The following is a 25,381-nucleotide window of genomic DNA, read 5'->3' as shown; positions in this document are numbered from 1 at the left end:
ATTGCAATGCTTTACATAAGACGTACTTATATTCGTTACGCCATGCCCACGCCCCGACCGCCAAGTCCACGTTTTTCCTACAAGTCTGACCGGCTCAAGCCGCTGCGGGCGTTCTGCCAGACGGTGCGATTAGGCTCAGTCTCACGGGCAGCTGAGGCGCTGTTTGTCAGCCAGCCGGCGATCAGCCAGCAGTTGCAGGCACTGGAACGCGAGCTGGGGGTGGGCCTGTTCGAGCGCAGTGGACGGCGGCTGGTGCCCAGCCGCGAGGGCCAGCTGCTGTTTGAAATGGCCCAGCCGCTGGTGGAAAGCCTGGACGGGCTGGAGGCCAGCTTCCGCGACAAGGTCAAAGGGCTGGATGCGGGCGAGCTCAACATCGCCGCCAACAGCTCCACCATCCTGTACCTGCTGCCGCGCATCGTGGAGCGTTTCCGCCAGCGCCACCCGGACGTACGCCTGACCCTGCACAACGCGATCAGCGCCGACGGTACCGACCTGCTGCGCAGCGATGCGGCCGACCTGGCGGTGGGCTCGATGACCGACGTGCCGTCCGACCTCAGCTATGCGCCGGCCTACCGTTTCGAGCAGGTGCTGATCGCCCCGCCCGACCACCCGCTGGCCACCGCGCCGGAGTTGACCCTGCAGGCGATCTCGGCCTACCCGCTGGTGCTGCCGCCCAAGCGCCAGATCACCTACCGGCTGGTGGACCAGGTATTCCAGCGCCAGCGCGTGCCGTACACGGTGGCGCTGGAGGTGGGCGGCTGGGAAGTGATCAAGCAGTACGTGGCGATGGGCATGGGCATTTCCATCGTGCCGGCGCTGTGCCTCAACGATGCCGACCGCGGCCGGCTGGTGACGCGTTCGATGAGCGCCTGGTTCCCCGAGCGCAGCTACGGGGTGATCGTGCGCCGTGGCCGCTTCCTGTCGCCGCAGGCACGCGCCTTCATCGAGCTGATCCAGCCGGACCTGTTCAGTCCGCGCAGCTATGATGAAAGCGGTCATTCCGAACGCTGATGCGCTGCCATGTCGATTGAACTGCGCCACCTGCGGTACTTCCTGGCGGTGGCCGATACCCTGCACTTCGGCCGCGCCGCCGAGCGGCTGGGCATGTCGCAGCCACCGCTCAGCCAGCAGATCCGCCAGCTGGAAACGCTGTTGGGCGCGCGCCTGTTCCTGCGCAGCAACCGCCGCGTGGAACTCACCGAAGCCGGACGTGTGCTGCAGGCGCAGGCCACCGAGGCACTGGCGCGGGTGGACCAGGCGATCGAGCTGACCCAGCGCGCGCAGCGCGGCGAAACCGGCGAACTGCGCATTGGGTTGACCCGCGCCACGCCGCTGTCCACGCAGATTCCGCGCGCGATCTTCGCTTACCGCCAGCAATTCCCGCAGGTGCAGTTGAAGCTGCGCGAAATGAACACGCTGCAGCAGATCGATGCGCTGGTGGCCAACGAGCTGGATGTGGGGCTGATCCGCAAGCGCGCGTTGCCCACGCCGCTGATGTCACGCAAGCTGTTCAGCGATCCGCTGGCGCTGGTGGTGCACGACCAGCATCCGTTGATCCGCGACCTGCCGGCCGGCGCGCCGGTGGCGCTGCGCCAGTTCGCGCATGAGCCGTTCGTGGGGTTCCTGCGCGAGGTGGGCGCCGGCATCCACGATCATTTCATCGCGCTGTGCCGCAGCGCCGGCTTCACCCCGCGCATCATCCAGGAGGCCGGCGAAGCGTCCACGCTGATCAGCCTGGCCGCGTCCGGGCTCGGCGTCACGGTGTTGCCCGCCTCGTGCAGCCACATCCACGTGGAAGGCGCGCGCTTCGTGCCGCTGAGCGATCGCGCGGCGAGTTCGGAAGTGCATGTGGCCTACCGGCGTGGGGGCCCCTCGCCGCTGATCACCCACTTCACCCGGCTGCTGCAGGGCGGGTTCAGCGGCTGAGCGCGAGCGCTGCCGGCACTGGTTGCGCGCGGCGGCCCAGCCGCCAGGCGATGGTGCCGCCGATCGCAGTCAGCACCGCCGTGAACGCACACACGCCCCACCAGTCCCAGCGGGTGTAGAACACGCCGCCGGCGGCACCGGCCAGACTGGATCCCAGGTAGTAGGCGAACAGGTACAGCGCCGAGGCTTCGGCGCGCATTACCCCGGCGCGGCTGCCAACCCAGCTGCTGGCCACCGAATGGCCGCCGAAGAAGCCGAACGTCACCAGCGCGATGCCCACCGCCATGCAGCCCAGCCACGGCAGCGCCAGCAATACGATGCCGAGCGCGATCAGGCCGTAGCAGATGCCCAGCACGCGGCCGCGGCCATGCCGGTTGGCCTGCTGGCCCATCCACGCCGAGCTGAAGGTACCGACCAGGTACACGCTGAAGATCAGGCCGACCACGGTCTGGCTGAGCCGATAGGGCGGTGCCAGCAGGTGGTAGCCCAGGTAGTTGTAGAGGGTGACGAACACGCCCATCAGCACGAATGCGGTGGCAAACAGCGACGGCAGGCCGGGATCGGCGAACAGCTGGCGCCAGCGCGTGGGCAGCTCGCGCAGGCCGCCGCGGCGGCTCTGGAAATGGCGCGACGCGGGCAGCTGCATCCACAGCAGCGCGGTGCTGATGACGGCGATCAGCGAGACCGCGCCGATGCCCCAGCGCCAGCCCCAGTGGTCGGCGACGATGCCGGCGATCAGGCGCCCGCTCATGCCGCCGACCGCATTGCCGCCGATGTACAGGCCCATCGCCAGGCCGAGCGCGCGGCTGTCCATTTCTTCGACCAGGTAGGTCATCGCCACCGCCGGCACGCCGCTGAGCGCGATGCCCAGCAGGGTGCGCAGGACCAGCAGCGTGGTCCAGTCGTCGACCATGGCGCTGGCGGCGGAGAGCACGGTGGAGGCCAGCAGGGCCGTGATCATCACGCCACGGCGGCCGACCCGGTCGGAGATCAGCCCGGCCACCAGCATCGATACGGCCAGCAGGCCGGTGCTGAGCGACAGGGCCAGCGCACTGTTGGCGGCGGACACGCCGAAGTGGCGGCTGAACTCGGGCAGCAAGGGCTGCACGGTGTAGAGCAGGCCGAAGGTGGAGAAACCGGCCAGGAACAGCGCCACCGCCGTACGCCGGAAGGCGGGCGTGCCCTGCTCGATGTGCTGCGAGGGGGCGGGCGGGTGGTCGGTGGAACTGCGCTCGGGCAGCGCTGCGGTGTCGCCGTTCATTGCGTCTGGGCCCGTGGGGTGGGCCGGTGCGTAAGGGTCAGCGCTCAGGATAGGCAGCGGGTACAGGTCGATCCATAACCTGACGGGTCTGGATTGAGACGTTTTACGTATCGATCAAGGTTTGCGAGGGCCGGCCAACGGCCGGCGCTACCGATCGATATCGCGGTTTCGCAATGATGGGCCGGTGCCCCCCGGTAGCGCCGGCCGTTGGCCGGCCCTCCGTGATCTCAGAGCGCCTGCCAGGTGAAGCCTTCGCCACGGCGGTAATAGACGCGCGCTGCCTTGCCGTACAGGGCGCTGGCTTCCACCAGGCCGAAGTAGCGTCCATCGGCGCTGTTGCCGCGATGATCGCCCAGCATCAGCACCTTGCCGACCGGCACGGTCAGCCCGGTGATGTCCGGGCCGCCGCCCTGGTCCAGGTCGAGCCGGGCCAGGGCGCGCCCGAAGTCTTCCACGTCATCGGTACCCACCTGCCCGAGCGGGTGGCCGTTGATGCTGAGGTGGCCTTCATGCAGGTCCACCCGGTCGCCGCCCACTGCGGCGATGCGCTTGATCAGGCGGGTGCCGTCCTGCGGTGAATCGAACACCGCCACTTCGCCCCGCTGCGGCACGCCGGTGTGCAGCAGCTCCACCGAGGTGAACGGCAGGCGCAGGCCATAGGCGCGCATGTCCACCACCACCCGATCACCAGGCATCAGGGTGTGCTGCATGGAGCCGCTGGGCACCTGGTAGTGGTTGGCCAGGCTGTCGCGCGCGGCGGCGAGCAGGCCGAGCATGACCAGCAGCGGCAGGGCTTCTTTCTTCAACCAGTGAAGCAGGCCTTTGGATTGGGGTTGGGCGGCGGCAGCGGTCATGGGGCGGTCCTTGCGGGCGTGAGTCTTTTCTGACCCGTGGGGCGGGAGTGAGTTCCCGCAAAAGCTACACCTTGTTTACGCGCCCCGGGCATGCGGGTCATCGCCACTTTATGGCCCTCACGCGCATCGTGTCGACACCGCGCCCCTGGGCGCTTTGTCGAGGTGTTCCATGACCATCCTGTTGCTCCGGCAGCCGTCGCCGGACCCGCTGCCGGTGCCAGCCCTGCTGGCCGGCCACGCCGTGCACTGCCAGGACTGCGCCACGCTGCCGGCACTGCTGCAGTGCCTGCGGCAGGCCCGGGAAAGCCACCCGGCGTGGGTGTTGATCGAGACCGCCGCTGCCGAACCGGCGCAGTGGGCCGCGCATGGCCGCGATCTGTGCGCGGCGCTGGAGGCGCTGCCGGCACCGTACATCGAGATGGCCGCCAATGATGACGATGGCCTGGACGCGCACCTGCACCCGCTGCACGCGCCGGTGGCGCGGGTGGTATGCAGCAGTGGGCGCGAGGATGCCTGCCGGCTGTCGCTGGCAATTGCCGCGCGCCGGCTGCAGACCGTTGTGGGGAACGCCTGAGCCATGTCGATCTTCATCATTCGCGGTCCGGAAGCGAGTGGGCAGTTGATCCGCACCGCGCAGCCGTTGCCGGCACCGGTGCTCAAGGCGCTGGTGCATCGTGCAATCGATGCGGGCACCACGGTGGCGATCCGTGCATGCGGTTCGGAACAGGAACTGCTGGATGCGCTGCGCGTGGCCGACCACAGCCGGGGCGAAGTGACGTTGCTGGACCCGGGTGCGTGCGTGGGCAGTACGCGGTTGCAGCGGTTGTTGCCGCATCTGCACAACGTGTACGTGGAGGTGCATGACGATGATGCGGGCGCGCCGGAGGCGTGCCTGCCGGCCGATGTTGGCCAGCGCATCGGCGTGGCGCACGGGTATTGCGCGCAGAGTTACATGCATGCGTTGGAGATCGCGCTGGATCACCTGGGATGCAGCGAGGTGGGATGCCGCGTGGGGACGTAACCGGCCTCCAGACGCGCGAACGGCGGGGTTTCCCCCGCCGTTCGCGTTCAACTCGATCATGTACCAACCAACGGTTGGTACCTACCGTGATCCCTGCGGGATCACTTCAGACCGCGGTTGACCAGCAGCGGCTCGACCGACGGGTCCTTGCCGCGGAAGTTGCGGTACAGGTCGGCCAGCTCCACGCTGTTGCCGCGCGAGAGGATCTTGTCGCGGAATACCTGGCCATTCTCAGCGGTCAGGCCACCGTGCTCCTTGAACCACTCGAACGCGTCATGGTCCAGCACTTCGGCCCAGAAGTAGGCGTAGTAACCGGCCGAGTAGCCGCCACCCCAGATGTGGTCGAAGTAGGTGGTGCGGTAACGCGGCGGAACCTGCGCCAGGTCGACCTTGAACTTCTTCAGCGCGGCCGCTTCAAACGGGGCCACGTCCTGCAGCTTGGCGTCGGCCGGCTGGGTGTGCCAGGCCAGGTCGAGCAGTGCGGCCGACAGGTACTCGGTGGTCGCGTAGCCCTGGTTGAAGGTACGTGCCTTGAGGATCTTGTCGACCAGCGCCTGCGGCATCGGCTCGCCGGTCTTGTAGTTCTTGGCGTAGTTGGCGAACACCTTCGGGTCCAGCGCCCAGTGCTCATTGAACTGCGAGGGGAACTCGACGAAGTCGCGCGAGGTGCTGGTGCCGGCGATCGACGGGTACTTCACGTTCGAGAACATGCCGTGCAGCGCATGGCCGAACTCATGGAACATGGTGGTGACGTCGTCGAAACTCAGCAGCGCCGGCTGGCCGGCGGCGGGCTTGGTGAAGTTGCAGACGTTGTAGACCACCGGCTTGGCGCCGGTCAGGCCGTTCTGCTCGACGAACACGTCCATCCAGGCGCCGCCGGACTTGCTGTCGCGCTTGAAGTAGTCGGTGTAGAACAGCGCCAGCGAGGTGCCGTCCTTGTCGAACACTTCATACACCTTCATGTCCGGGTGGTAGGTCGGAATGTCGGTGCGCGGCTTGAAGGTGATGCCATACAGCTGCGTGGCGGCGTAGAAGACGCCATTCTGCAGCACATTGTCCATTTCGAAGTACGGCTTGATCTGCGATTCGTCCAGGTCGTACTGCGCCTTGCGTACCTGTTCGGCGTAGAAGTCCCAATCCGACGCGGCAAGCTTGAAACCACCATTCTGCGCGTCGATCACCTTCTGCATCTCGACGATCTCGCCGCGCGCCTTGTTGGTGGCGGCCGGCACGGTATCGGTGAGCAGCTTGAGCGCGGCGGCCGGGGCCTTGGCCATCTGGTCGGCCAGGCTGTAGGCGGCGTAGTTCTCAAAGCCCAGCAGCTTGGCCTTCTGCGCACGCAGCTGGGCCAGGCGCTGCACGGTCTGCCGGGTGTCGTTGGCATCGCCGCGCTCGGCGCGGGTTTCCGAGGCCTTGAGCACGGCGGCGCGCTGGTCGCGGTTGCTCAGCGAAGCAAGCACCGGCTGCTGGGTGGTGTTCTGCAGCGGCAGCAGGAACTTGCCTTCCAGGTTGCGCGCCTTGGCATCTGCGGCGGCGGTGTTGATCTCGTCTTCGCTCAGGCCGGCCAACATGGCCTTGTCGTCCACCACCACGGCGGCGGCAGCGGTGGCGGCAACCAGGCGGGTGTGGAACTGGGTGGCCAGCGTGGTTTCTTCCACGTTGAGCTTGCGCAGGCTGGCCTTGTCGGCGTCATTGAGCTGCGCACCGGCGCGCACGAATTCCTGGTAATCGCGTTCGACCAGGCGCGTCTGCACCGGGTCCAGGCCCAGCGAGGCGCGCTGGTCGTAAATGGTCTTGATGCGCGCGAACAGCTTCGGGTCCAGGCTGATTTCATCCTGGTGTTCGGCCAGCTTCGGGGCGACTTCTTCCTGGATCTTCTGGCGCGCTTCGTTGGTGTCGGCCTGGACCAGGCCGAAGAACACGCGCGATACGCGGTCCAGCGTTTCGCCGCTGCGCTCAAGCGCTTCGATGGTGTTGTCGAAGGTGGCCGGTTCGGCGTTGTCGGCGATCCTGCGCACTTCGGCCAGGTGCTGCTTCATGCCTTCGTTGAAGGCCGGCAGGTAGTCACTGTCCTTGATCCGGTCAAACGGCGGGGCCTGGAACGGCAGGGTGCTGGCGCTCAACAAGGGGTTGGTGGAGGCGTCGGCCGGCTGCTGCGCGGCGGGGGTCTGGGCGTCGGACACGGGGGTGGACTCCTTGCCGGAACAGGCCGCCAGCGCCAGGCTGATGGCGGCGGCCAAGATAACGGTACGCGACATGGAACGGGCTCCTGGAATGAGGTGAAGCGGCACACAACCGCAGCCGATCACCCTACTCCCATTGCCCGCGCCCGGCATGTGCCGGACGTGGCGCCTGGCCTTGCCTCAGGCGGTGCCGCGGTTCTTGCCCTGCCAGGGGCGGTAGTACTCGCGGATGGCAGCCATGTCGGCCACGTCGTCGCCGGTGGAGTAGAACAGCGGGCCAATGCCGATGGTCTTTTCCGGGTAGTGGAAGTAGCAGGCCAGCACCGGCACGTCGGCCATGCGGGCGATCTTCAGGAACCCGGCCTTCCAGTGGGTCACCGCCTTGCGGGTGCCTTCGGGGGTGATGGCGTACCACAGGCGTTCGGAGTTGCGCAGCAGGCTGACCGCCTGCTCCACCGTGCCCTGCGGCGAGCTGCGGTCCAGCGGGATCACCCCCAGGGCGCGCAGCAGCGGCGACAGCGGCCACCAGAACAGCGAGGCCTTGCCCAGCACCTTCACCTGCATGCCCAGCGCGATCTTGGCCGCCATGCCCCAGAAGCCGTCCCAGTTGGACGAGTGCGGGGCGACGATGAAGACCAGCTTGGGCACGTCCGGGAAGGTACCGGTGACTTTCCAGCCGCCCAGGCGCAGTGTGCAGCGTGCCAGCCAGCGCAGGAAACGGTTCGGTTTGACCTGCGGCATGTTGGGCGGCACGGCCGGCAGCAGCGGACTTCGGTTGTTCAAGCAATCACTCCCAATTGCGTGTGGTGCGGCCGCGCTTGATCTGCGCGCGGCCCTTCTTTTCATCCAGCCGGCGCAGCTTGGAGCCGTACGAGGGCTTGGTGGCCACGCGCGGCTTGGGCACGCTGAGGCTGGCCTGGATGAAGGCGGCCAGGCGCTCGCGCGCGTCTTCGCGGTTGCGGTCCTGGGTGCGGAAACGCTGGGCGTCGATGACCAGCACGCCCTCGCCGGTCATGCGCCGGTCGCGCCGGGCCAGCAGACGGGTGCGCAGCGGTTCGGGCAACGATGGCGAACCGGCCACGTCGAACCGCAGTTCGACGGCGCTGGATACCTTGTTCACGTTCTGCCCGCCGGCCCCGCTGGCGCGCACAAACCGTTCGACGATCTCCGTGTCCGGAATCGCCAGGTGCGCGTTGATGGTGACAGGCCCATTTCCCATGGGCGGCATTGTAAAGGCAGGACTGCCGCCTGAGGTGACCGCAATGTTCACCAATGGCGTCGATAAGGCGCATAAAAGCCGGGTACGGGCCGGAACCGTCGGCACGGGGAACCCCATCACCGGTATGCTCGGCATTCCATGCAACGCAGGATGCACCTACATGATCTCGACCCGTTCGCCGGCCCAAAGCGGCCTGACCCGCCTGGCCCTGGCCCTGGCCCTCGCACTGGGCCTGGCCGCCATTGTCCCGGCCCTGGCTGCGCCACCGTCGGACGCGGACATCAACCGCCTGCTGTCCGCCTCGCGCGCGCAGAGCATGCTCGACACCATGCTGCCGCAGATGGAGGCGATGCAGCGCCAGCAGTTCCAGCAGGTGGCCGAGCAGCGCCAGCTCGATGACGCCGGCAAGGCGCAGCTGCAGCGCATCGAACAGCGCAGCAACGAGACCATCCGCAAGGCATTGTCCTGGCAGCAGCTGCGGCCGATGTACGTGGAACTCTACAAGAAGACCTTCAGCAAGGAAGACGTGCTGGCCATGGCCGAATTCTACGAGAGCCCGGCCGGGCAGAGCCTGCTGGACAAGACCCCGGCGCTGATGCAGGACGTGATGGTGGCCATCCAGGCCAAGCTCCAGCCGCTGTTCGTGGACCTGCAGAAGGACTTGAATGCGATCGTGAACGAAGAAACCGCGCCGGCGGCAGCACCGGCCCCAGCAAAGAAGTAGGCGCTACCAGCCGAACAGATTCATCGCCTTGCGGAACTCCCCATCCACCGGCGCGCTGACGTCCATCAGCGTGCCATCGGGATGCGGGAAGCGCAGCCGTTCGGCGTGCAGCAACATGCGGTGGATGCCCTGCATGCGGAAGCTGCGGTTGTGCCGGCCATCGCCGTGGCTGGTGTCGCCGATCAGGTGATGCGACAGGTGCTTGAGGTGCCGGCGGATCTGGCGGAAGCGCCCGGTCTGCGGTTGGCAGCGCAGCAGCGCGTAGCGCGAGGTAGCGAACTCGCCCACCGGCACGCTGATTTCGCCCACGGCCACGCGCTGGAAATGGGTGATGGCCTGCTTCTTCACTGGCTTGCCCGGGCCGCCGTCCAGGTCGTGGTCGACCGTGAACGCTGCTTCGGCCGGCCAGCCACGGCAGATCGCCAGGTAGTCCTTGATCACCTCGCCGCCCATCAGCGATTTGCCCAGCACGCTGGCGCTCTCGCGGTCGAAAGCCAGCAGCAGGCAACCGCTGGTGGCGCGGTCCAGCCGATGGACCAGGAAGATCGGCTTGCCCAGCTGCTCGCGCAGGCGGTCGGCGAGGAAATCGTCTTCGCCACGGGCCAGCTTGCTGTCGTGGACCATCAGCCCGGCAGGCTTGTTCACCACCGCCAGGCGCTCGTCCACGTGCAGCAGCTGCAGCAGCGGCAGCGCCACCGGCGCTTCGGCCAGCGTCTCGATATCGGTCACCGCCGCCACCACGCGCTGGCCAGCGAGAACAACCCCGCTGCCCCGCTTACCCAGCTCCACACCGGCGCATCGCCGAAGTACCAGCCGCCCGGCTGCATGCCGTACAGCACGGCGGCGACGATCAGCAGGCCGACGCCGGCGATGGCGGCCACGGCGCGTTTCTGCAGCTTCTGCAGGTTGGTGTTGAGCGCCACCAGGTCCTGCGAACGCATCGACAGCTCATGCCCGCCTTCCACCTGCTGGCGCAGCCAGGCGTGCACCAGGCGCGGCATGTCCGGGGTGTGGGTCATGATTTCCGGCAGGCGCTTGCGCAGTTCCTTGAACACCCGGCGCGGGCTGTAGCGCTCGCGCAGGATGCGTTCCAGCACCGGCCGCGCCACCGCCCAGATGTCCAGCCCAGGATCGAGCTGGCGGCCCACGCCTTCGATGTTGAGCAGGGTCTTCTGCAGCAGGATCAGCTGCGGCTGCAGCGTGAGTTCGTAACGCTGGGCCACCCGGAACAGCTTGATCAGCACTTCGGCCAGCGAGATCTGCGACAGCGGACGGGTGAAGTAGGGTTCGCACACCGAACGCGCGGCCGCTTCGAGTTCATCGATGCGCACGTTGTTGGGCATCCAGCCGGCTTCGACATGGAGCTCGGCCATGCGCCGGTAGTCCTTGTTGAAGATGGCCATGAAGTTCTCGGCCAGGTAATACTGATCTTCTTCGGACAGCTGGCCCATGATGCCGAAATCCAGCGCGATGAAGCGCGGGTTGTCGCGGCGCGCCGGATCGACGTCGACCCAGATGTTGCCGGCGTGCGCATCGGCGTGGAAGAAGTTGTCGCGGAACACCTGCGTGTAGAACACGCGCACGCCCTTGGCAGCCAGCGCCTTGCGGTCGATGCCGGCCTTGTCCAGTGCGGCGATGTCGTCCGACGGAATGCCCCACACCCGCTCCAGGGTGAGCGCGCGTTCGGCGGTATGGCTCCAGACCACCTCGGGCACGTACAGGTCGTCCGAATCGACCCAGTTGCGGCGCAGGACGCTGGCATTGGCGCCTTCGCGCTGCAGGTCCAGCTCGGCGGCCAGGGTGTTTTCGACTTCGGCCACCACTTCGCGTGGGCGGATCTTGTCGGCGCGCGGATGGGCACGCTCGACCAGTGCCGCGGCCGATTTCAACAACGCGATGTCGGCGTCGATCTGCTTTTCGATACCCGGGCGCAGCACCTTGACCACCACCTGGCGGCCGTCGGCCAGCGTGGCCGCGTGGACCTGCGCGATCGAGGCCGAGGCCAGCGGCTGCAGATCGAAGCTGGCGAACGCATCGGCGACCGTGCGGCCCAGCGCCTGTTCCACGATGCGCTGGGCGGTGGCGCCATCGAAGGGCTTGACCCGGTCCTGCAGCAGGGTGAGTTCGTTGGCGATGTCGGCCGGGATCAGGTCGCGGCGGGTGGACAGGATCTGCCCGAACTTGACGAAAATCGGGCCAAGGTCCTGCAGCGCCAGGCGCAACCGCGCGCCACGGGACTGGGCGGCAATATCGGCCGATGCGCGCGGCACGAACGGCTTGGCCAGGCGCAGCCAGCCTTCCAGCGGCGTGCCTTCAAGCAGGTCGTCCAGGCGGTAGCGCAGGATCACCCGACCGATGCGGCTGGCGCGGAACACCGCCTTCATGCGCGCACCTGGGCAAGGCGCTGCACGCGGGCGGCGATGCGTTCGACGTCGTCGCGCATCACGTCCACATCGTCATGGAAGGCATCCAGTTCGGCTCGGGCTACCACGTCGCGCGACTCCTCGGTGACAAAATCGGCGGCGCTGTGCGCCAGGTCGGATGCACCACGGCGCGCATGCTGCAGGGCTGAACGCAGGGCATTGGCGACCTGCACGCCGAGCACCTCGCCGAACACCCGCACGAACGGCAGCTGCCAATCCGGATCGAAGCGGCTGGCCAGCTGCTGCAGGCGGCGCGCCAGCTCTGCATCGCCGGACACCTTGACCCGCCCCGCCGGAGCATCGCCGCCACGGCGCGCGTTGGCCAGGAACGGCAACTGCGCCAGCACCCCGCCGAGCGTGCTGCGCACGGCCAGGTCCGGCTCCTGCTGCGGGTCTACCGGGCCCACCGTCAGCCGCTCGCCGTCGACGCCGATGCGCATCGCCAACGCGGGCGATTCCAGGGTCAGGGCGATGTGGCGGCCATCCAGCGCGACCAGCGCGCGGCGGGTATCGGGGTCCAGCGCCAGGGTGCGGTTGAGCGCGAGCTGCAGCGCATTGCCGGCCAGGGGCTTGAGGGAAGAGAGCAGGGAGCGGGGCATGGCGTCATTCTACCGCGCCCCCTTTTACGACGGGCGCCTGCAGGCCTGGCGCGTCGCCACGCGCCAGGAGCCCACCGCACCGACACCGAAGACGCCTTTTTGCCGAACACCACGCAGCCACGCAGGGCGTGGCTCTACAATCCTCACAGGCATGGCAGGAGTGGCAGCAGGCATGGGCAAGATCCGGGTAGGCATCATTTTCGGTGGCCGTTCGGCCGAGCACGAGGTTTCGCTGCAGTCGGCGAAGAACATTCTGGATGCGCTGGACAAGGACCGCTTCGAGGTCACCCTGATCGGCATCGACAAACAGGGCCAGTGGCACGTGAGCGACCCTGACGGCTTCCTGCTGCATGCCGCCGACCCGTCGCGCATCGCGCTGAACCGCTCCGGCCAGGGCGTGGCGGTGCTGCCCGGCGCCGAGCGCCAGCAGCTGGTGCCGGCCACCCCGGCCGCTGCACTGGCTCAGATCGACGTAGTGTTCCCGATCGTGCATGGCACGCTGGGCGAGGACGGCTCGCTGCAGGGGCTGCTGCGCATGGCCAACCTGCCCTTCGTCGGCTCCGGCGTGCTGGGCTCGGCAGTGGCGATGGACAAGGATGTGGCCAAGCGCCTGCTGCGTGATGCCGGGCTGGCCGTGGCCCCGTTCGCCTGCTTTACACCGACCACGGCAGGCGCTGCCGACTACGCCGCGCTCACCGCGCAGCTGGGCAGCCCGCTGTTCGTCAAGCCAGCCAACCAGGGTTCGTCGGTGGGCGTGAGCAAGGTGCGTACCGCGCAGGAGTTCCAGGACGCGCTGGCACTGGCGCTGGACTACGACCACAAGGCACTGGTGGAATCGGCCATCGACGGCCGCGAGATCGAATGCGCGGTGCTGGGCAATGCAGTGCCCGAGGCCAGCGTGTGCGGCGAAGTGGTGGTGCACGATGAGTTCTATTCGTACGACACCAAGTACATCAGCGAGAGCGGCGCGGATGTGGTGGTGCCGGCCGACATCAGTGCAGCCGACCAGCAGCGTATCCGCGACATCGCCGTGCGCGCCTACCAGGCGCTGGACTGCGCCGGGCTGGCGCGGGTGGACGTATTCCTCACCCGCGACGGCCAGGTGGTCATCAACGAGATCAACACGCTGCCCGGCTTCACCCGGATCAGCATGTATCCCAAACTGTGGGCCGCCAGCGGCCTGGATTACACCGCGCTGATCACCCGCCTGCTGGAGCTGGCGCTGGAGCGGCATGCCAGCGAGCGCGGATTGCGCAGCGCGATCACCCTGTCCTGAACTGCCACCCTTCCTGGCCAGGTGACCTGACCCGTAGAGCCACGCCCTGCGTGGCTGACGGACCGTCGGCGGTTCCAGCCACGCAGGGCGTGGCTCTACCCTCGCTTACGGAACATCGAGATCACGGCCAGGATCAGGAACACCACGAACAGGATCCAGGCAATGTTGCTGGCAGTACCAGCGATGCCGGAGAAGCCGAGCACCGCCGCGATGATGGCGATGACAAAAAAGATGACGGCGTAGTGCAGCATGTCGATCCTCGCGTCGAGCGTGCCGGATTGGCGTGCTGCCATCTTCACCAACGCCCGGTGTTCAGGAAGTGATGGATGCCTCGCCGGGCGATGAAGCCTTCAGCCTCGTGAGTCCTTCGTCAATGCTGACCTGTGGCACGTAGCCGAAGTCGCGCCGCGCCGGCTCCATGCTGTACCAGTGCGGCGTGCACAACTGTTCGGCAAGGAAGCGGGTCATCGGCGGTTCGCCGCGCAGATGCAGCAGCGGCCACAGGCGTTCGGCCACGGCGCCGATGCGATAGGCGGTCTTGAAGCTGATCGACTTCTCCACCGGCGGCGCGCCGACGGCTGCCATCAACCTGTTGAGCAGTTCGCGCATCGGCAGCGGCTCGCCGTTGGAAATGAAGTACGCCTTGCCGGCACACGCAGCGCCCGGGGCCAGATGTTCGAACGCGAGGAAGTGCGCCAACGCCGCGTTGTCGATGTAAGTGGTGTCGACCAGGTTGGTGCCATCGCCAACCAAGCGCAGGCGCCCGGCGCGGGCACGTTCGGCCAGGCGCGGCACCAGCTGCTGGTCACCCGGGCCCCAGATCAATCGCGGGCGCAGCGCGACGGTGGCCAGGGTGGCGTCGTTGGCAGCCAGCACGTGTTGCTCGGCAATGGTCTTGGTGGCCGCGTACGGAGCCTGGAAGTTCTCCCCGTACGGCACTTCATCGGCACCCAGGCCTTCCACCGGATGAGTGGCGCGGTGGGTGACGCTCGGCGTGGAGGTGTACACCAGCGTGCGCACGCCGTGCGTGCGGCAGGCGGCGATGACGTTGTCGGTGCCGACCACGTTGGCCAGGTGGTAGCTATCAAAGCTGCCCCACGCGCCGGCCTTGGCGCCGTTGTGGAACACCGCATCCACCCCGGCCACCGCGTGGCGCACGGCGTCGGCGTGGGCCAGATCGCCGCGGATCTGGCCCACGCCCAGCGCGGCCAGTGGCGGGTAATTGCCGCGGTTGAAGCTCAGGACCTCATGGCCGCGCGCGACCAGGCCACGGCACAGTGCCTGGCCGAGAAAACCACCACCACCGGTGACGAGAACCTTCATGCGCGTTGTTCCATTCGGGAAGCTGCCCAGGCCGCGAGTTTCTCGCGGCCGATCTTGGCGTTGTGACGGATATCGACGGGGAAGCCGGGGTGCAGCAGGAAGCGTTCGATGTGCACGGTGCCGGCATGCGCGGCCGCTTCATCGCGCAGCCGCTGCTGCAGCGCCGGCGAATCGGCGGTGCCTGGCAGAAGTTCATAGCAGAGCACCGGCACCTGGGAACCCGCCGCACCGACCCCGACCAGCGCGGTGCGGGCGATGCCGACCAGCGCGTTGAACACCGGCTCCACCTGTTCGGTGTACAGCGGGCCGTGCGCGGTTTCCAGGCGCTGGGTCTTGCGCCCGCAGAACCACAGCCGTCCTTCCGCGTCGAAGTAGCCGACATCGCCCATGCGATGCACCACGCGCGTGCTGCCGTCGGCCAGCGTCTCGGCGATCTTGGCCGCGGCGGTGGCCTGCGGGCGGTTGAAGTAGCTGTCGGTGGCGGTCGGGCCAGCCACGGTGATTTCGCCGACCATGCCGTGCGCGACCTCGCGCGCCTGCGACCAGTCCGGCAGCGGCGCATCGTCGATGGCGATGATGCGCACCTCGTTGGGCGCAACCACCCGGCCCACGCAGGTGCCGGCACCGGCTTCGGTGGCCTGGCGGGTGCGCTCCAGCTCGCGCCCTTCGACCACCGCCACCGGCAGGCATTCGGTGGCGCCGTAGGGTGTCCAGAACTGTGCATCATCGGGCAGCAGGCGACGGATGCGCGCCACCACGTCCGGCGGCACCGGTGCGCCGGCCGAGGTCACCCGGCGCACGCCGGGCAGCGGCTGGCCATGGTCGGCCAACACCCGGATCAACGCGGGCGAGCCGAACAGCTGGGTCACCCCGAAGCGGGCGATGGCATCGTGCAGCCTGCGCGGGTCGGCCTTGGCCGGGCGGGTCGGGTCCATGTCCGGAATGACCGAGGTCAGCCCCAATGCCGGGTCGAACAGGGCGAACGGCGGGAAGGTGGGCAGGTCGACCCCGCCGGCCTCCATCCCGAACGCCGAACGCAGCAGATCCACCTGGCCGACGAAATGGCGGTGGCGGTAGACCACGCCCTTGGGCACGCCGGTGGAGCCGCTGGTGAACAGGATGGCGGCAACATCCTCGCCGTCGGTGGCGGCCATCGGCTGCGGGTGGCGGGCACCATCGGCCTCGAGCCGTGCCAGGGTGGTGCCACCCCAGCCCCAGCGCCGGCCGACCGTAACCAGTCGCGTGGCCGCCGGGCACCAGCGCAGCACCAGTCGCGCCACGTGGGCCAGGCCGATGCCGATGAAGGCCTGCGGCTGGGCTTCGTCCAGGCACTGCTTCAGCGCGCGCTTGTCGATGCCGGGATCGACCAGCACCGGCACCGCGCCGTTCTTGAACAGCGCGAACATCAGCAGGAAGAACTCCGGCGAGGGCCGCACCATCACCACCGCACGCACCCCACGGCCGATCCCGTAGACGGCCAGGCCGGCGGCCATGGCGTCGCTGCGGGCATCCAGGGTGCGGTAATCCAGGGTCACGTCATAGCGCGCCATGCCGTCCGGGCCGGGCCGACCGGGGCAACGGATGGCGATCTGGTCAGGGCGTTCACGGGCCAGTTCGGGCAGGCGCGCGGCGATGTTGGTCGGGCTGTTCATCCGTTCATTGTCGCCGCTGCAGAAAAATCTTGCGCGGCGGCCGCAGCCGTGGAAAATTCGCGCACCCACCCCCGGCCGGTACCCCATGTCCCATCCTTGCATGACGTGCGGCGCCTGCTGCACCCAGTACCGCGTGGCCTTTCACTGGATGGAATCGGACGAGGTCACCCCCGGCGGGGTCCCGCACCAGCTGACCGAAGCGCTCGACCCGCACCGCCTGTGCATGCGCGGCACCCATTCCACGCCGGTGCGCTGCGTGGCGCTGGATGCGGAGATCGGCGTGTATTCGCGCTGCAGCATCCACCCCAACCGGCCCAGCGTGTGCCGCGAGGTGGACGCGTCGTGGGAGTTTGGCAAGGCCAGCCCGCAATGCGACAAGGCGCGGGCGACCCACGGGCTGCCAGCGCTGAGCCTGGAGAGTTGGGCGTGGCGGGATACGCCGGAGGCCGCCTAGCGGCACCATCCGGTAGCGCCGGCCGTTGGCCGGCCCATGCATATGCCGGACAGGTTCATGAGGGCCGGCCTACGGCCGACGCTACCGGAATCAAACCGGATTCTTGTCGAGGAACGCGCGGATCTCCGGCACCAGCACTTCGTGCTTGTCTTCCAGCACGTAATGCCCGGCGTCTTTGAACGCATGCACCTGCGCCTGCGGGAGCGCCGCCTGGAAGCCTTCCAGGAAGTGGTGGTCGAACACGAAGTCGCGCAGCCCCCAACCGATGAAGGCCGGGCGGTCGGCAAAGGACGGCAGCGCCTGGCCAGCCCGCTCCAGCAGCGACCAGGCCTTGTCGGCCGGGCTCAGCGGGATGTCCTGCATGAAGCGGATGGTGCTGATCCGGTTGGCGTAGCTGTTGTACGGCGACACGTAGGCGCGGCGCACGTCGGCCGGCATCTTCCGCTCCACGCCCAGCCACGAGGCACCGGACGAGAACGCATTGAAGCTGCGGATGATCCACTCGCCGATCTTCCAGTGCCGGCCCAGCGCGATCTGCCACGGCATCTGCTTGGCCGCCGGCATCGGGAACGCGGCGGTGTTGAGTACCACCAGGCGTTTGACCTGCGCGTGGTGCGACAGCGCCCAGCCGAAGCCGATCATGCCGCCCCAGTCGTGCACGGCCAGGGTGACCGGGCCGGTGATGCCCAGGTGCGCCAGCAGCGCGTCCAGGTCATCCACGCGCGACTGCAGCGTGTAGTCGTAATGCGCGTCATCCGGCTTGTCCGACAGGCCCATGCCGATGTGGTCGGGCACGATGCAGCGGTAGCGGTCCGACAGCCCGGCCACCAGCGTGCGCCAGTAGTAGCTCCACGATGGGTTGCCGTGGACCATCACCACTACCTCGCCGTCGCGCGGGCCTTCGTCGAGATAGCCCATCGTCAGGCCGGGACGGACTTCGAAGCGCTGGGGATGGGCGGGGTAACCGGGAAGCTTGGGCATGGAAGCGCACCTGTGAAAAGGGCCGGTAGAACCGGCCCTCGAGTATGGGAAGAACCGCGCAGCAGCGCTGTAGTGGCCGCTTACCAGACCACTTCGGCCATCGAGCAGTTCAGGCCCGAACCGATGCCGAGCAGCGCGATGCGGTCGCCCTTCTTCAGCCGGCCCAGCTCCTTGAGCTTGCTCAGTACGATCGGCACCGAGGCCGGGCCGATGTTGCCGTGCTCACCGAAGATGGTCATCACCTTCTTCGGGTCGATGCCGAAGTTCTTGATGAAGGCAGCGGTGTGCGGCTGGCTGACCTGGTGGATGACGAACTGGTCCAGTTCCTCCACCGCCCAGCCCAGCGCTTCGCGGGCGGCCATGAAGGTCTTCTGCGCCAGCTTGATGCCTTCGATCAGCAGCATGCGGGTGTCGGTGACCATGCGGTCCAGGTTGCCGCGGCACAGCTGGTTCCACTCGGTGGCCGAGCGGGTCACGCCACCACGGTAACGCGGCGCGTCGGGCACCAGTTCGGTGCGCGCCATCACCATGGCGGCGGCGCCACAGCCCAGGGTCAGGGCGGCCATCTCGTTGCGGAAGTCGTCGGCGGTCACGCCCGGCAGGGCCATGCGCTCGAGGGTCTTCTCGTAGACGAGGTTGGCGGTTTCGCCGTCAACGATCAGGGCATAGTCGATCTCGCCGCGTTCGAGCATGCGGGCGGCGATGTCCATGCCGTTGATGAAGGCCAGGCAGGCGTTGGCGACGTCGAAGGTCATGCACTGGTCGCTGACGCCCAGGTTGCCCGAGACGATGCTGGCCGTGGACGGCTCCAGGTAGTCGCGGCTGACCGAGGTGTTGACCAGCAGGCCGACCTTGTCCGCGCCGATGCCGGCGTCTTCCAGCGCCTTGCGGGCGGCCAGGGTGGCGGCGTCGGAGGCGAGCATGTCCGCGTCCCACAGGCGGCGGGCGTGGATGCCGGCGATGTCGCCCAGCACGTCGGTACGGATGCCCAGGCGATCCAGCGTCGGCTGCAGACGTTCGTTGATTTCCTTGGACGTCAGCGTGTGCGGCGCGTCGATGTGCGCCAGGCCGGCGATCGATACATTCTTGAAGAGCATCAGTTAGCGCCAAGGCTCAGGCAGAGGGGGCGCTATTGTAAGCCCCCCGCGCCTTCACCGCACCTTTACGAATTCACGTCCGGGCGTATGGTGCGCGGCCCGGACCTGACGGGTTCAGCGTGGCGGGCACTGGAAGGCCTGGAAGCGCTGGCTGCCATCAGCCGGCTGGGCCGCCGCCTGTACCGCATTGGCACCGGCGCTGGGGGCTTCGTTGCGGGCCAGGGTTTCCAGCTCTTCCTGCACGCGCAGCGGGTTGCGGTTGTAGAAACCGACCTTGCTCTTGACCGTGACCACCACCTCGCCCTTGTTGACGCAGCCGGTGGGAACCGGCCCGGCCGGCAATACGCGCACGGCCTTGCCCACCGGTTCGATCGGCACCCAGGTGCAGGCAGTGGCGCTGAGGGTCAGGACGGAAAGCAGCAGAAGGCGCATGGCGGGGACGCTCGTGAAGATGAGATTGGCAGTGTGCCTGAACGGGCTGAATCGCGGGTAGATGGACCCCGAGGGCCGGCCAACGGCCGGCGCTACCCGGACGGCGCACATCGAACTGTCCGGAGCCGCTGGTTGATTGATCCAGATCCCAACCACCACGTAACAATTCGTAGGTCCGAAGAGAACGGCAGGAGCCGTTCTCAACATCGCGCAGCGATGGCCCGAAGGGTGCCCGCCAGGGACGGCGGGCATAAGAGAACGGCAGGAGCCGTTCTCAACGTCGCGTAGCGACGGCCCAAAGGGTGCCCGCCAGGACGGCGGGCATAACGTTGGCCGGACACCGCGCGCAGCGCGGCCCAGCCATCCGAAGCCGGATAAACGCCAGTCGAATTACCGCGACCGGCGTTTGCACCCACCGAAGCCACCCGTCAGCCGTTACGGAACCGGCTTGCCATCGGCATCGATGATCGTCACCTCGCCCAGGTTCAACGCACGCACCGGGGCTTCGGTCTGCTTGAGGTCGCCCACCACCACCCAGGTCAGCGTCTTCGGATCCAACGTGGCGGCCGCCTGCTGCACCTGGGCCGGGGTCATCGCCTCGATTTCCGCCTTGCGCTTGAACACGTAGTCGTCCGGGCGCTGGTAGCGGACGATGCCACTGATGGTGCCCAGCACCGCGCTGGCGGTCTCGTAGGCGCCCGGCAGGCTCAGGTTCTGGATGTTGCGGATGCGGGTGACCTCGGCCGGGCTGATCGCTTCGGTACCGGAGGCGAAGTCGGCAATCTCCTTCTGCATCTCCTTCATCGCCTCGGCAGTCTTGTCGATCTGCACCGGCGCCACGGCCATCCACGGGCGCTGGCCCAGGGTACTGCTGGCCATGGTGCGGGCGCCGTAGGACCAGTGCTTCTCCTCGCGCAGATTCATGTTCAGGCGCGAGGTGAAGTCGCCGCCCAGCACGCCGTTGGCGATGTCGAAGCGGGTGGCCCCCGGATCGCTGCTTGACGGTACGACCTGGCCGGCGAACAGGTTGGCCTGCACCGCGCCCGGCTGGTCGATCAGGAACACGCGGGCCTTGGCCGGCCGGGCCACATCCACCGGCGGCTTGGCCTGCGGGGCCGGCGTGCTGCTCTTCCAGTCGCCGAACTGGCGCTCCAGCAACGGCACGATTTCCTTCAGGGTGGTATCGCCAACCACGATCAGGGTGCCCTGCTCGGGGCGCAGCCAATCACGGTGGAAGTCGACCAGGTCGGCACGGGTGAGCGACTGGATGTCCGCTTCGTTGCCGCTGCCGGTGAACGGAATGGCGTAGGGGTGGCCGGCGCCGTACAGCAGGGTGGGCAGCACGCGCATCGCCGAGGCGTTGGGGTTGACCTTTTCCTGCTGGATGCCGGCGATCCAGGTCGCCTTGATCCGGTCGATCTCGGCCTGGTCGAAGCGCGGCTGGCGCAGCATGTCCGCATACAGGGCCAGCGACGGGGCCAGATTTTCCTTCAGCGCCGACAGGTAGACGCTGGCGCTGTCCAGCGAGGCCGAGGCGCCCAGGGTGGCGCCCAGCGCGTCGGCGGCATCGGCGAACGGCAGCGCGCCCAGCTTGCCGGCGCCCTCGCCCATCAGGTCCATGGTGAAGTTGGCGGTGCCGGACTTGCGGCCCTGGTCGGCGGTGAAACCACCGGGGAATTCATAGCTGAACTGCACCACCGGAATGTCATGGCGCTCGGCCAGGATCACCTGGGTGCCGTTCTTCAGCGTGGCACGGTGCAGCTGCGGGAACTTCAGTTCCGGGAAGGTCTTGGTCTGCGGCACGCCGGTGCTGCGGTCCACCACGGTCGGGCCGGTGCTGAACGTCGGGTCCACGGCCGGCACGGTGAACGGCTTGGGGGTGGCCGAGGGCAGTTCCGGCAGCGCCACGCGCGCGCCCGGTTCCACCACCAGGGTGTGGTCGCCCACGCCCAGCCACTTGGCACCGGCCGCGCGCACGTCGGCGGCGGTGGCCGCGTCGATGTTGGCCAGCGAACGACGGAAGCAGCCCGGATCGCCTTCGAACACGGTGCATTCGGCCAGGGCATCGGCCTTGCCGCCGAAACCGCCGATGCGCTCGATGCCGCGGATGAAGCCGGCGCGGAAGGCGGTCTTGCCGCGGCTCAGCTCATCGGCGGTCGGGCCGTCCTTGACCAGGCGGCGCACTTCCTCGTCGATGATCGCCTCGACCTTGGCCGGGTCCACGCCCTGCTTGACCGTGGCCGTGATCACGAAGTTGGAGCCCAGCTGCGAGCTGTAGGCGCCGGCGCTGATGTTGTCCACCAGCTGGTCCTGGTGCAGCAGGCGCTGGTCCAGGCGCGAGGACTTGGCCCCGCCCAGCACCTGCGCGAACAGCTGCAGCTGGTCCAGGTCGGTGGTGCCGGTCTGGGCGACGTTCCAGACGCGGTAGATGCGCGCCTGCGGCACTTTGTCGGTCATGGTTTCGCGCGTGGACGTTTCGCGCTTGGCCACGTCCACCTTGGGTTGGGCCATGCTCGGGCCGGCCGGGATATCGCCGAAGTAACGGGCGACCTTCTCTTTGGCGGTGGCCACGTCGATATCGCCGGCCAACACCAGCACGGCGTTGTTGGGGCCGTACCAGGTGCGGAACCAGTTCTTGACGTCCTCCAGCGATGCGGCATTGAGGTCGTTCATCGATCCGATCACGCTGTGGTGATACGGATGGCCTTCGGGGTACATGGAACGGGTGAGCTTGTCCCACACCTGGCCATAGGGCTGGTTCTCGCCCTGGCGCTTCTCGTTCTGCACCACGCCGCGCTGTTCGTCGAGCGCAGCCTGGTCGATCGCGCCCAGCAGGTGGCCCATGCGGTCCGACTCCATCCACAGCGCCATGTCCAGGGCGGTGGTGGGCACGTTCTCGAAGTAGTTCGTGCGGTCGGTGTTGGTGGTGCCGTTCTGGCCGGTGACACCCACCTGCTTGAAGGGTTCGAAGTATTCGCCGGCGTGGTTCTCGCTGCCCTGGAACATCAGGTGTTCGAACAGGTGCGCAAAGCCGGTACGGCCAGCGGGTTCGTCCTTGCTGCCCACGTGGTACCAGATGTTCACCGCCACGATCGGCGCCTTGCGGTCGGTGTGCACCACCACGCGCAGGCCGTTGGGCAGGGTGAATTCTTCAAACGGAATGTCGACTTTGGCCACCTGGGCCAGCTTGGCCATCACCGGCGCCGGGGCAAGGCTGCCCAATGCGGCGGAGAGCGCAACAGCCAGCAGCGCGGCACGCGGTCGAAGTTGGACGGTCATTCCGTTTCCTTGGTCATGAAAGTGAAGCGCGATGCTAGCCCGGGACTCCGGGAAAGGGCATCGGCCAACAGTCATTGCCCATGTAGGGGAACTTTCCGGGCAACCCCTGCACCGCGCTGAGCCCATCAGCGGCTACCTGAACCCCCGTCCGGACAGTCGCGCACAGCCGGATCGGACAGGTGTCCGGACAGCGGACACTCCGAAACCGCTACAAATCCCTTGAAAATCAACAACTAAAAGTTGGCACGGTGCCTGCATATACCCAAGTGCGGAAAGGAAGCGATCAAACAAAAGCTGACTGATCGCTGAACGCAACACGGAATCTGAAAATTTCTCTTGCATCCCCAGATTCGGTGTACTACCTTACTACCACACCACCGCTCAACAACACTAAACAGGCCCCGTCATGAACACCAAGACCATCGCAATCGCCATCGCCCTCGTTGCCGGCTCCGCGTTTGTTTCGAACGTGCATGCCGCTGCCGCCATCACCACCCTGCCGACCGTGCAGGTCCGCCCCTCCGCCGACCAGCTGGCCCAGGCCGAAGTCGAGCGCACCAGCAGCATCCCGACCCTGGCACTGGTGGAAGTGCGCCCGACCGCCGGCCAGATCGCCGAATACCGTGCCGAACTGGCCAACAGCCAGCGCGTCACCACCCTGGCTGCCGTCGAAGTCCGCCCGACCGCCGAACAGCGCGAAGCGCTGGCTGCCGAGCAGAACGACCGCAGCACCGATTACGTGGGTGCCCTGGCCTCGGCCGCCGGCACGATCGCCCGCGACGTGATCATCAACCTGCCGGCCCTGCAGGTGCGCCCGTCGCCGAACGATCTGCAGGCCCTGGCCCTGGAAGCCGCGTCGGTGCTGGTCCGTCCGTAAAGCGGTACCTACCGTCATTGGACGCCGCTACACTGCGCGAATGACCGCTGCCCCTACGTTCCATGTTGTGTTGTTCCAGCCGGAAATTCCCCCGAATACCGGCAATGTGATCCGGCTCTGCGCCAATACCGGCGCGCGACTGCACCTGATCGAGCCGCTCGGTTTCGACCTGAGCGACAAGCAGCTCAAGCGCGCCGGCCTGGATTACCACGAATACGCGCGCCTGCAGGTGCATCCGGACCTGGATACCGCCCTCCAGGCCATCGCACCCAAGCGCCTGTTCGCCCTGAGTACCCGCGGCAGCGTGCGCTATGACACCCCGCAGTTCGAAGACGGCGATGCGTTCCTGTTCGGCCCGGAAACCCGCGGCCTGCCGCAGGACGTGCTCGATGCGTTGCCGCACGGCCACCGTCTGCGCCTGCCGATGCAACCGGACAACCGCAGCCTCAACCTGTCCAACACCGTCGCGGTGGTGATGTTTGAAGCGTGGCGGCAGAATGGATTTGCCGGCGGCGCGTAACTGGGTTGATTGATCCCGATTCCGAAGCCACCCATCACGCGTTCATGGCCCCGGATCGAAAAGCAGCCGGCCAACGGCCGGCGCTACCGGACGGCATTCCGTCAAAATGCATTTATTCCGGTCAACTCCCGCCCGATCACCAACTGGTGCACGGTCTCGGTCCCCTCATAGGTGATCACCGATTCCAGGTTCAACGCATGCCGGATCGCCACGTGTTCGGTGGTGATCCCAGCGCCGCCGAGCAGGTCGCGGCACTCGCGGGCGATGTCGATCGCCATGCGGCAGTTGTTCCACTTGGCCAGGCTCACCTGCTGCGGCTGCAGCTGGCCGGTATCCTTCAACCGCCCCAGCTGCAGCGACAGCAGCTGTGCGGTGGTGATGCGCCGGGCCATGTCGGCCAGCTTGATCTGCGCGCTCTGGGTGGCCGCCACCGGGCGCCCGAACAGCACGCGTTCCTTGGTGTAGTTCAGCGCTTCGTCCAGGCAGGCCACCGCCGCGCCGATCGGGCCCCAGCTGATCCCGTAGCGGGCCTGGTTGAGGCAGCCCAGCGGACCCTTCAGGCCCTGCACGTTGGGCAGCCGGTTGCGCTCGGGCACGCGCACGTTGTCGAAGAACAGCGCACCGGTCAGCGAGGCGCGCAGGCTCATCTTGTGCTTGATTTCCTGGGTGGTGAAGCCGGGCATGCCCTTCTCCAGCACGAAGCCCTGGATGCCGTCTTCGGTATGCGCCCAGACGATGGCGATATCGGCCACCGGGCCGCTGGTGATCCACATCTTGCTGCCGTTGATGACCCAATCGCCGCCCTCGCGGACCGCGCGCGTCTTCATCGCGGCCGGGTCCGAACCGCCGTGGGCTTCGGTCAGGCCGAAGCAGCCGATCACGCGGCCGGCGGCCATGTCCGGCAGCCAGCGCAGGCGCTGCTCCTCGCTGCCGTAGGCGAAGATCGGGTACATGCACAGCGAGCTCTGCACCGAGACGAAGCTGCGCAGGCCCGAATCGCCGCGTTCCAGTTCCTGGCAGATCAGCCCATAGCTGACCGCGTTGAGGCCGCCGCCACCGTACTGTTCGGGCAGGCTGGAGCCGAGCAGGCCCAGCGACGCGATTTCCGGGATCAGTTCATCCGGAAACCGGCCCTGGTCGAACGCATCGCCGATGATCGGCAGCACGCGTTCGTCGGTGAAGCGCGCCACCGTGGCCTGCACCGCGCGTTCCTCTTCAGTAAGCAGCGAGCGGACATCGAACAGATCGTACGGATTGAGGGCCATGGGCGGCGACGTCGC

Annotated in this window: 25 protein-coding genes; 9 read left to right on the top strand and 16 right to left on the bottom strand. The window is 67.5% G+C overall.

From position 1 onward, the window contains the following. The first annotated feature begins 42 nt into the window (after nt 1–42). Together WIX41_RS10145 and WIX41_RS10140 are read left to right on the top strand one after the other, a co-directional pair. A complete protein-coding gene (locus tag WIX41_RS10145) occupies nt 43–1,011 on the top strand; it encodes a LysR family transcriptional regulator (RefSeq protein ID WP_339447177.1) in 969 nt (322 codons plus the stop codon). Nucleotides 1,012–1,020: 9 nt separating this feature from the next. Further along, the gene (locus WIX41_RS10140) at nt 1,021–1,926 is read left to right on the top strand and encodes a LysR substrate-binding domain-containing protein (RefSeq protein ID WP_282246596.1); all 906 of its coding nucleotides are present in this window, start codon (nt 1,021–1,023) and stop codon (nt 1,924–1,926) included. Here the strand turns inward: WIX41_RS10140 and WIX41_RS10135 are convergent. Together WIX41_RS10135 and lepB are read right to left on the bottom strand one after the other, a co-directional pair. Beyond that, nucleotides 1,916–3,187: an MFS transporter gene (locus WIX41_RS10135; protein ID WP_339447174.1), complete on the bottom strand. Its 1,272-nt coding sequence runs from the start codon at nt 3,185–3,187 to the stop codon at nt 1,916–1,918. The two genes, WIX41_RS10140 and WIX41_RS10135, sit on opposite strands and share 11 nt — an antisense overlap. A gap of 227 nt (nt 3,188–3,414) precedes the next feature. Then, on the bottom strand, nt 3,415–4,041 hold the full coding sequence (gene lepB, locus WIX41_RS10130) for a signal peptidase I (RefSeq protein ID WP_339447172.1): 627 nt from the start codon (nt 4,039–4,041) through the stop codon (nt 3,415–3,417). A 169-nt stretch (nt 4,042–4,210) separates the two neighbouring features. On the opposite strand from lepB, the gene WIX41_RS10125 reads away from it, so the two are divergent. Next, nucleotides 4,211–4,615, top strand: coding sequence for a hypothetical protein (locus tag WIX41_RS10125; protein WP_339447171.1), 405 nt, complete (start codon nt 4,211–4,213; stop codon nt 4,613–4,615). 3 nt (nt 4,616–4,618) lie between these two features. Beyond that, the gene (locus WIX41_RS10120) at nt 4,619–5,062 is read left to right on the top strand and encodes a hypothetical protein (RefSeq protein ID WP_339447170.1); all 444 of its coding nucleotides are present in this window, start codon (nt 4,619–4,621) and stop codon (nt 5,060–5,062) included. Between the two features lie 101 nt (nt 5,063–5,163). Here the strand turns inward: WIX41_RS10120 and dcp are convergent, their stop codons facing one another. From dcp to arfB, 3 genes are all read right to left on the bottom strand, one after another. Then, nucleotides 5,164–7,320, bottom strand: a complete 2,157-nt coding sequence (gene dcp / locus WIX41_RS10115; protein WP_339447168.1) for a peptidyl-dipeptidase Dcp — start codon at nt 7,318–7,320, stop codon at nt 5,164–5,166. Between the two features lie 105 nt (nt 7,321–7,425). Further along, nucleotides 7,426–7,986: a lysophospholipid acyltransferase family protein gene (locus WIX41_RS10110; protein WP_409187487.1), complete on the bottom strand. Its 561-nt coding sequence runs from the start codon at nt 7,984–7,986 to the stop codon at nt 7,426–7,428. A 46-nt stretch (nt 7,987–8,032) separates the two neighbouring features. Continuing rightward, nucleotides 8,033–8,464 (bottom strand): alternative ribosome rescue aminoacyl-tRNA hydrolase ArfB, encoded by a 432-nt coding sequence (gene arfB / locus WIX41_RS10105; RefSeq protein ID WP_339447164.1) that lies wholly within the window; start codon nt 8,462–8,464, stop codon nt 8,033–8,035. A 160-nt stretch (nt 8,465–8,624) separates the two neighbouring features. On the opposite strand from arfB, the gene WIX41_RS10100 reads away from it, so the two are divergent. Continuing rightward, the gene (locus WIX41_RS10100) at nt 8,625–9,188 is read left to right on the top strand and encodes a DUF2059 domain-containing protein (RefSeq protein WP_339447162.1); all 564 of its coding nucleotides are present in this window, start codon (nt 8,625–8,627) and stop codon (nt 9,186–9,188) included. A 3-nt stretch (nt 9,189–9,191) separates the two neighbouring features. Here WIX41_RS10100 and WIX41_RS10095 read toward each other — a convergent pair whose 3' ends face one another. Genes WIX41_RS10095 through WIX41_RS10085 form a run of 3 tightly spaced genes read right to left on the bottom strand, consistent with a single transcriptional unit; the run spans nt 9,192 to nt 12,210 of the window. Then, nucleotides 9,192–9,908, bottom strand: a complete 717-nt coding sequence (locus WIX41_RS10095; protein ID WP_409187486.1) for a pseudouridine synthase — start codon at nt 9,906–9,908, stop codon at nt 9,192–9,194. 5 nt (nt 9,909–9,913) lie between these two features. Then, the gene (ubiB, locus tag WIX41_RS10090) at nt 9,914–11,572 is read right to left on the bottom strand and encodes a ubiquinone biosynthesis regulatory protein kinase UbiB (protein ID WP_339447158.1); all 1,659 of its coding nucleotides are present in this window, start codon (nt 11,570–11,572) and stop codon (nt 9,914–9,916) included. Then, nucleotides 11,569–12,210, bottom strand: a complete 642-nt coding sequence (locus tag WIX41_RS10085) for a ubiquinone biosynthesis accessory factor UbiJ (RefSeq protein WP_339447156.1) — start codon at nt 12,208–12,210, stop codon at nt 11,569–11,571. Before WIX41_RS10085 ends, ubiB begins: the two co-directional genes overlap by 4 nt. A 172-nt stretch (nt 12,211–12,382) precedes the next feature. On the opposite strand from WIX41_RS10085, the gene ddlA reads away from it, so the two are divergent. Further along, the gene (gene ddlA / locus WIX41_RS10080) at nt 12,383–13,486 is read left to right on the top strand and encodes a D-alanine--D-alanine ligase (protein WP_339447154.1); all 1,104 of its coding nucleotides are present in this window, start codon (nt 12,383–12,385) and stop codon (nt 13,484–13,486) included. A 95-nt stretch (nt 13,487–13,581) separates the two neighbouring features. On the opposite strand, the gene WIX41_RS10075 is transcribed toward ddlA, so the two are convergent. The 3 genes from WIX41_RS10075 to oleC form a co-directional block, all read right to left on the bottom strand. Then, complete coding sequence (locus WIX41_RS10075) at nt 13,582–13,737, bottom strand: DUF1328 domain-containing protein (protein WP_339449460.1); 156 nt, start codon at nt 13,735–13,737, stop codon at nt 13,582–13,584. Between the two features lie 61 nt (nt 13,738–13,798). Further along, nucleotides 13,799–14,809 (bottom strand): 2-alkyl-3-oxoalkanoate reductase, encoded by a 1,011-nt coding sequence (gene oleD / locus WIX41_RS10070; RefSeq protein ID WP_339447152.1) that lies wholly within the window; start codon nt 14,807–14,809, stop codon nt 13,799–13,801. Next, nucleotides 14,806–16,461: an olefin beta-lactone synthetase gene (gene oleC, locus WIX41_RS10065; protein WP_339447150.1), complete on the bottom strand. Its 1,656-nt coding sequence runs from the start codon at nt 16,459–16,461 to the stop codon at nt 14,806–14,808. The genes oleD and oleC overlap by 4 nt, the downstream gene beginning before the upstream one ends. Before the next feature lie 85 nt (nt 16,462–16,546). On the opposite strand from oleC, the gene WIX41_RS10060 reads away from it, so the two are divergent. Continuing rightward, nucleotides 16,547–16,915: a YkgJ family cysteine cluster protein gene (locus WIX41_RS10060; protein WP_339447148.1), complete on the top strand. Its 369-nt coding sequence runs from the start codon at nt 16,547–16,549 to the stop codon at nt 16,913–16,915. A 90-nt stretch (nt 16,916–17,005) separates the two neighbouring features. On the opposite strand, the gene WIX41_RS10055 is transcribed toward WIX41_RS10060, so the two are convergent. The 4 genes from WIX41_RS10055 to WIX41_RS10040 form a co-directional block, all read right to left on the bottom strand. Further along, a complete protein-coding gene (locus WIX41_RS10055; RefSeq protein WP_339447146.1) occupies nt 17,006–17,896 on the bottom strand; it encodes an alpha/beta fold hydrolase in 891 nt (296 codons plus the stop codon). An 80-nt stretch (nt 17,897–17,976) separates the two neighbouring features. Then, nucleotides 17,977–18,993 carry a 3-oxoacyl-ACP synthase III gene (locus WIX41_RS10050; protein ID WP_339447144.1) on the bottom strand — a complete coding sequence of 339 codons (1,017 nt, stop codon included), beginning with the start codon at nt 18,991–18,993 and terminating at the stop codon, nt 17,977–17,979. A 114-nt stretch (nt 18,994–19,107) separates the two neighbouring features. Then, a complete protein-coding gene (locus WIX41_RS10045; protein ID WP_339447142.1) occupies nt 19,108–19,425 on the bottom strand; it encodes a DUF4156 domain-containing protein in 318 nt (105 codons plus the stop codon). Between the two features lie 435 nt (nt 19,426–19,860). Beyond that, on the bottom strand, nt 19,861–22,704 hold the full coding sequence (locus tag WIX41_RS10040) for a M16 family metallopeptidase (RefSeq protein ID WP_339447140.1): 2,844 nt from the start codon (nt 22,702–22,704) through the stop codon (nt 19,861–19,863). A 406-nt stretch (nt 22,705–23,110) separates the two neighbouring features. Between WIX41_RS10040 and WIX41_RS10035 the strand changes: the two genes are divergently transcribed. Both WIX41_RS10035 and trmL read left to right on the top strand, forming a co-directional pair. Then, nucleotides 23,111–23,581, top strand: coding sequence for a hypothetical protein (locus tag WIX41_RS10035; protein WP_339447138.1), 471 nt, complete (start codon nt 23,111–23,113; stop codon nt 23,579–23,581). Between the two features lie 40 nt (nt 23,582–23,621). Further along, nucleotides 23,622–24,101, top strand: a complete 480-nt coding sequence (gene trmL / locus WIX41_RS10030; RefSeq protein WP_339447136.1) for a tRNA (uridine(34)/cytosine(34)/5-carboxymethylaminomethyluridine(34)-2'-O)-methyltransferase TrmL — start codon at nt 23,622–23,624, stop codon at nt 24,099–24,101. Between the two features lie 101 nt (nt 24,102–24,202). On the opposite strand, the gene WIX41_RS10025 is transcribed toward trmL, so the two are convergent. Continuing rightward, entirely contained in the window at nt 24,203–25,366 is a 1,164-nt protein-coding gene (locus WIX41_RS10025; RefSeq protein WP_339447134.1) for an acyl-CoA dehydrogenase family protein, read from the bottom strand. Between the last annotated feature and the right edge of the window lie 15 nt (nt 25,367–25,381).

It is taken from the genome of Stenotrophomonas sp. AB1(2024) (assembly GCF_037482345.1).
Taxonomy (GTDB): Bacteria; Pseudomonadota; Gammaproteobacteria; order Xanthomonadales; family Xanthomonadaceae; genus Stenotrophomonas.
This window is presented reverse-complemented; position numbering and strand designations above follow the sequence as displayed.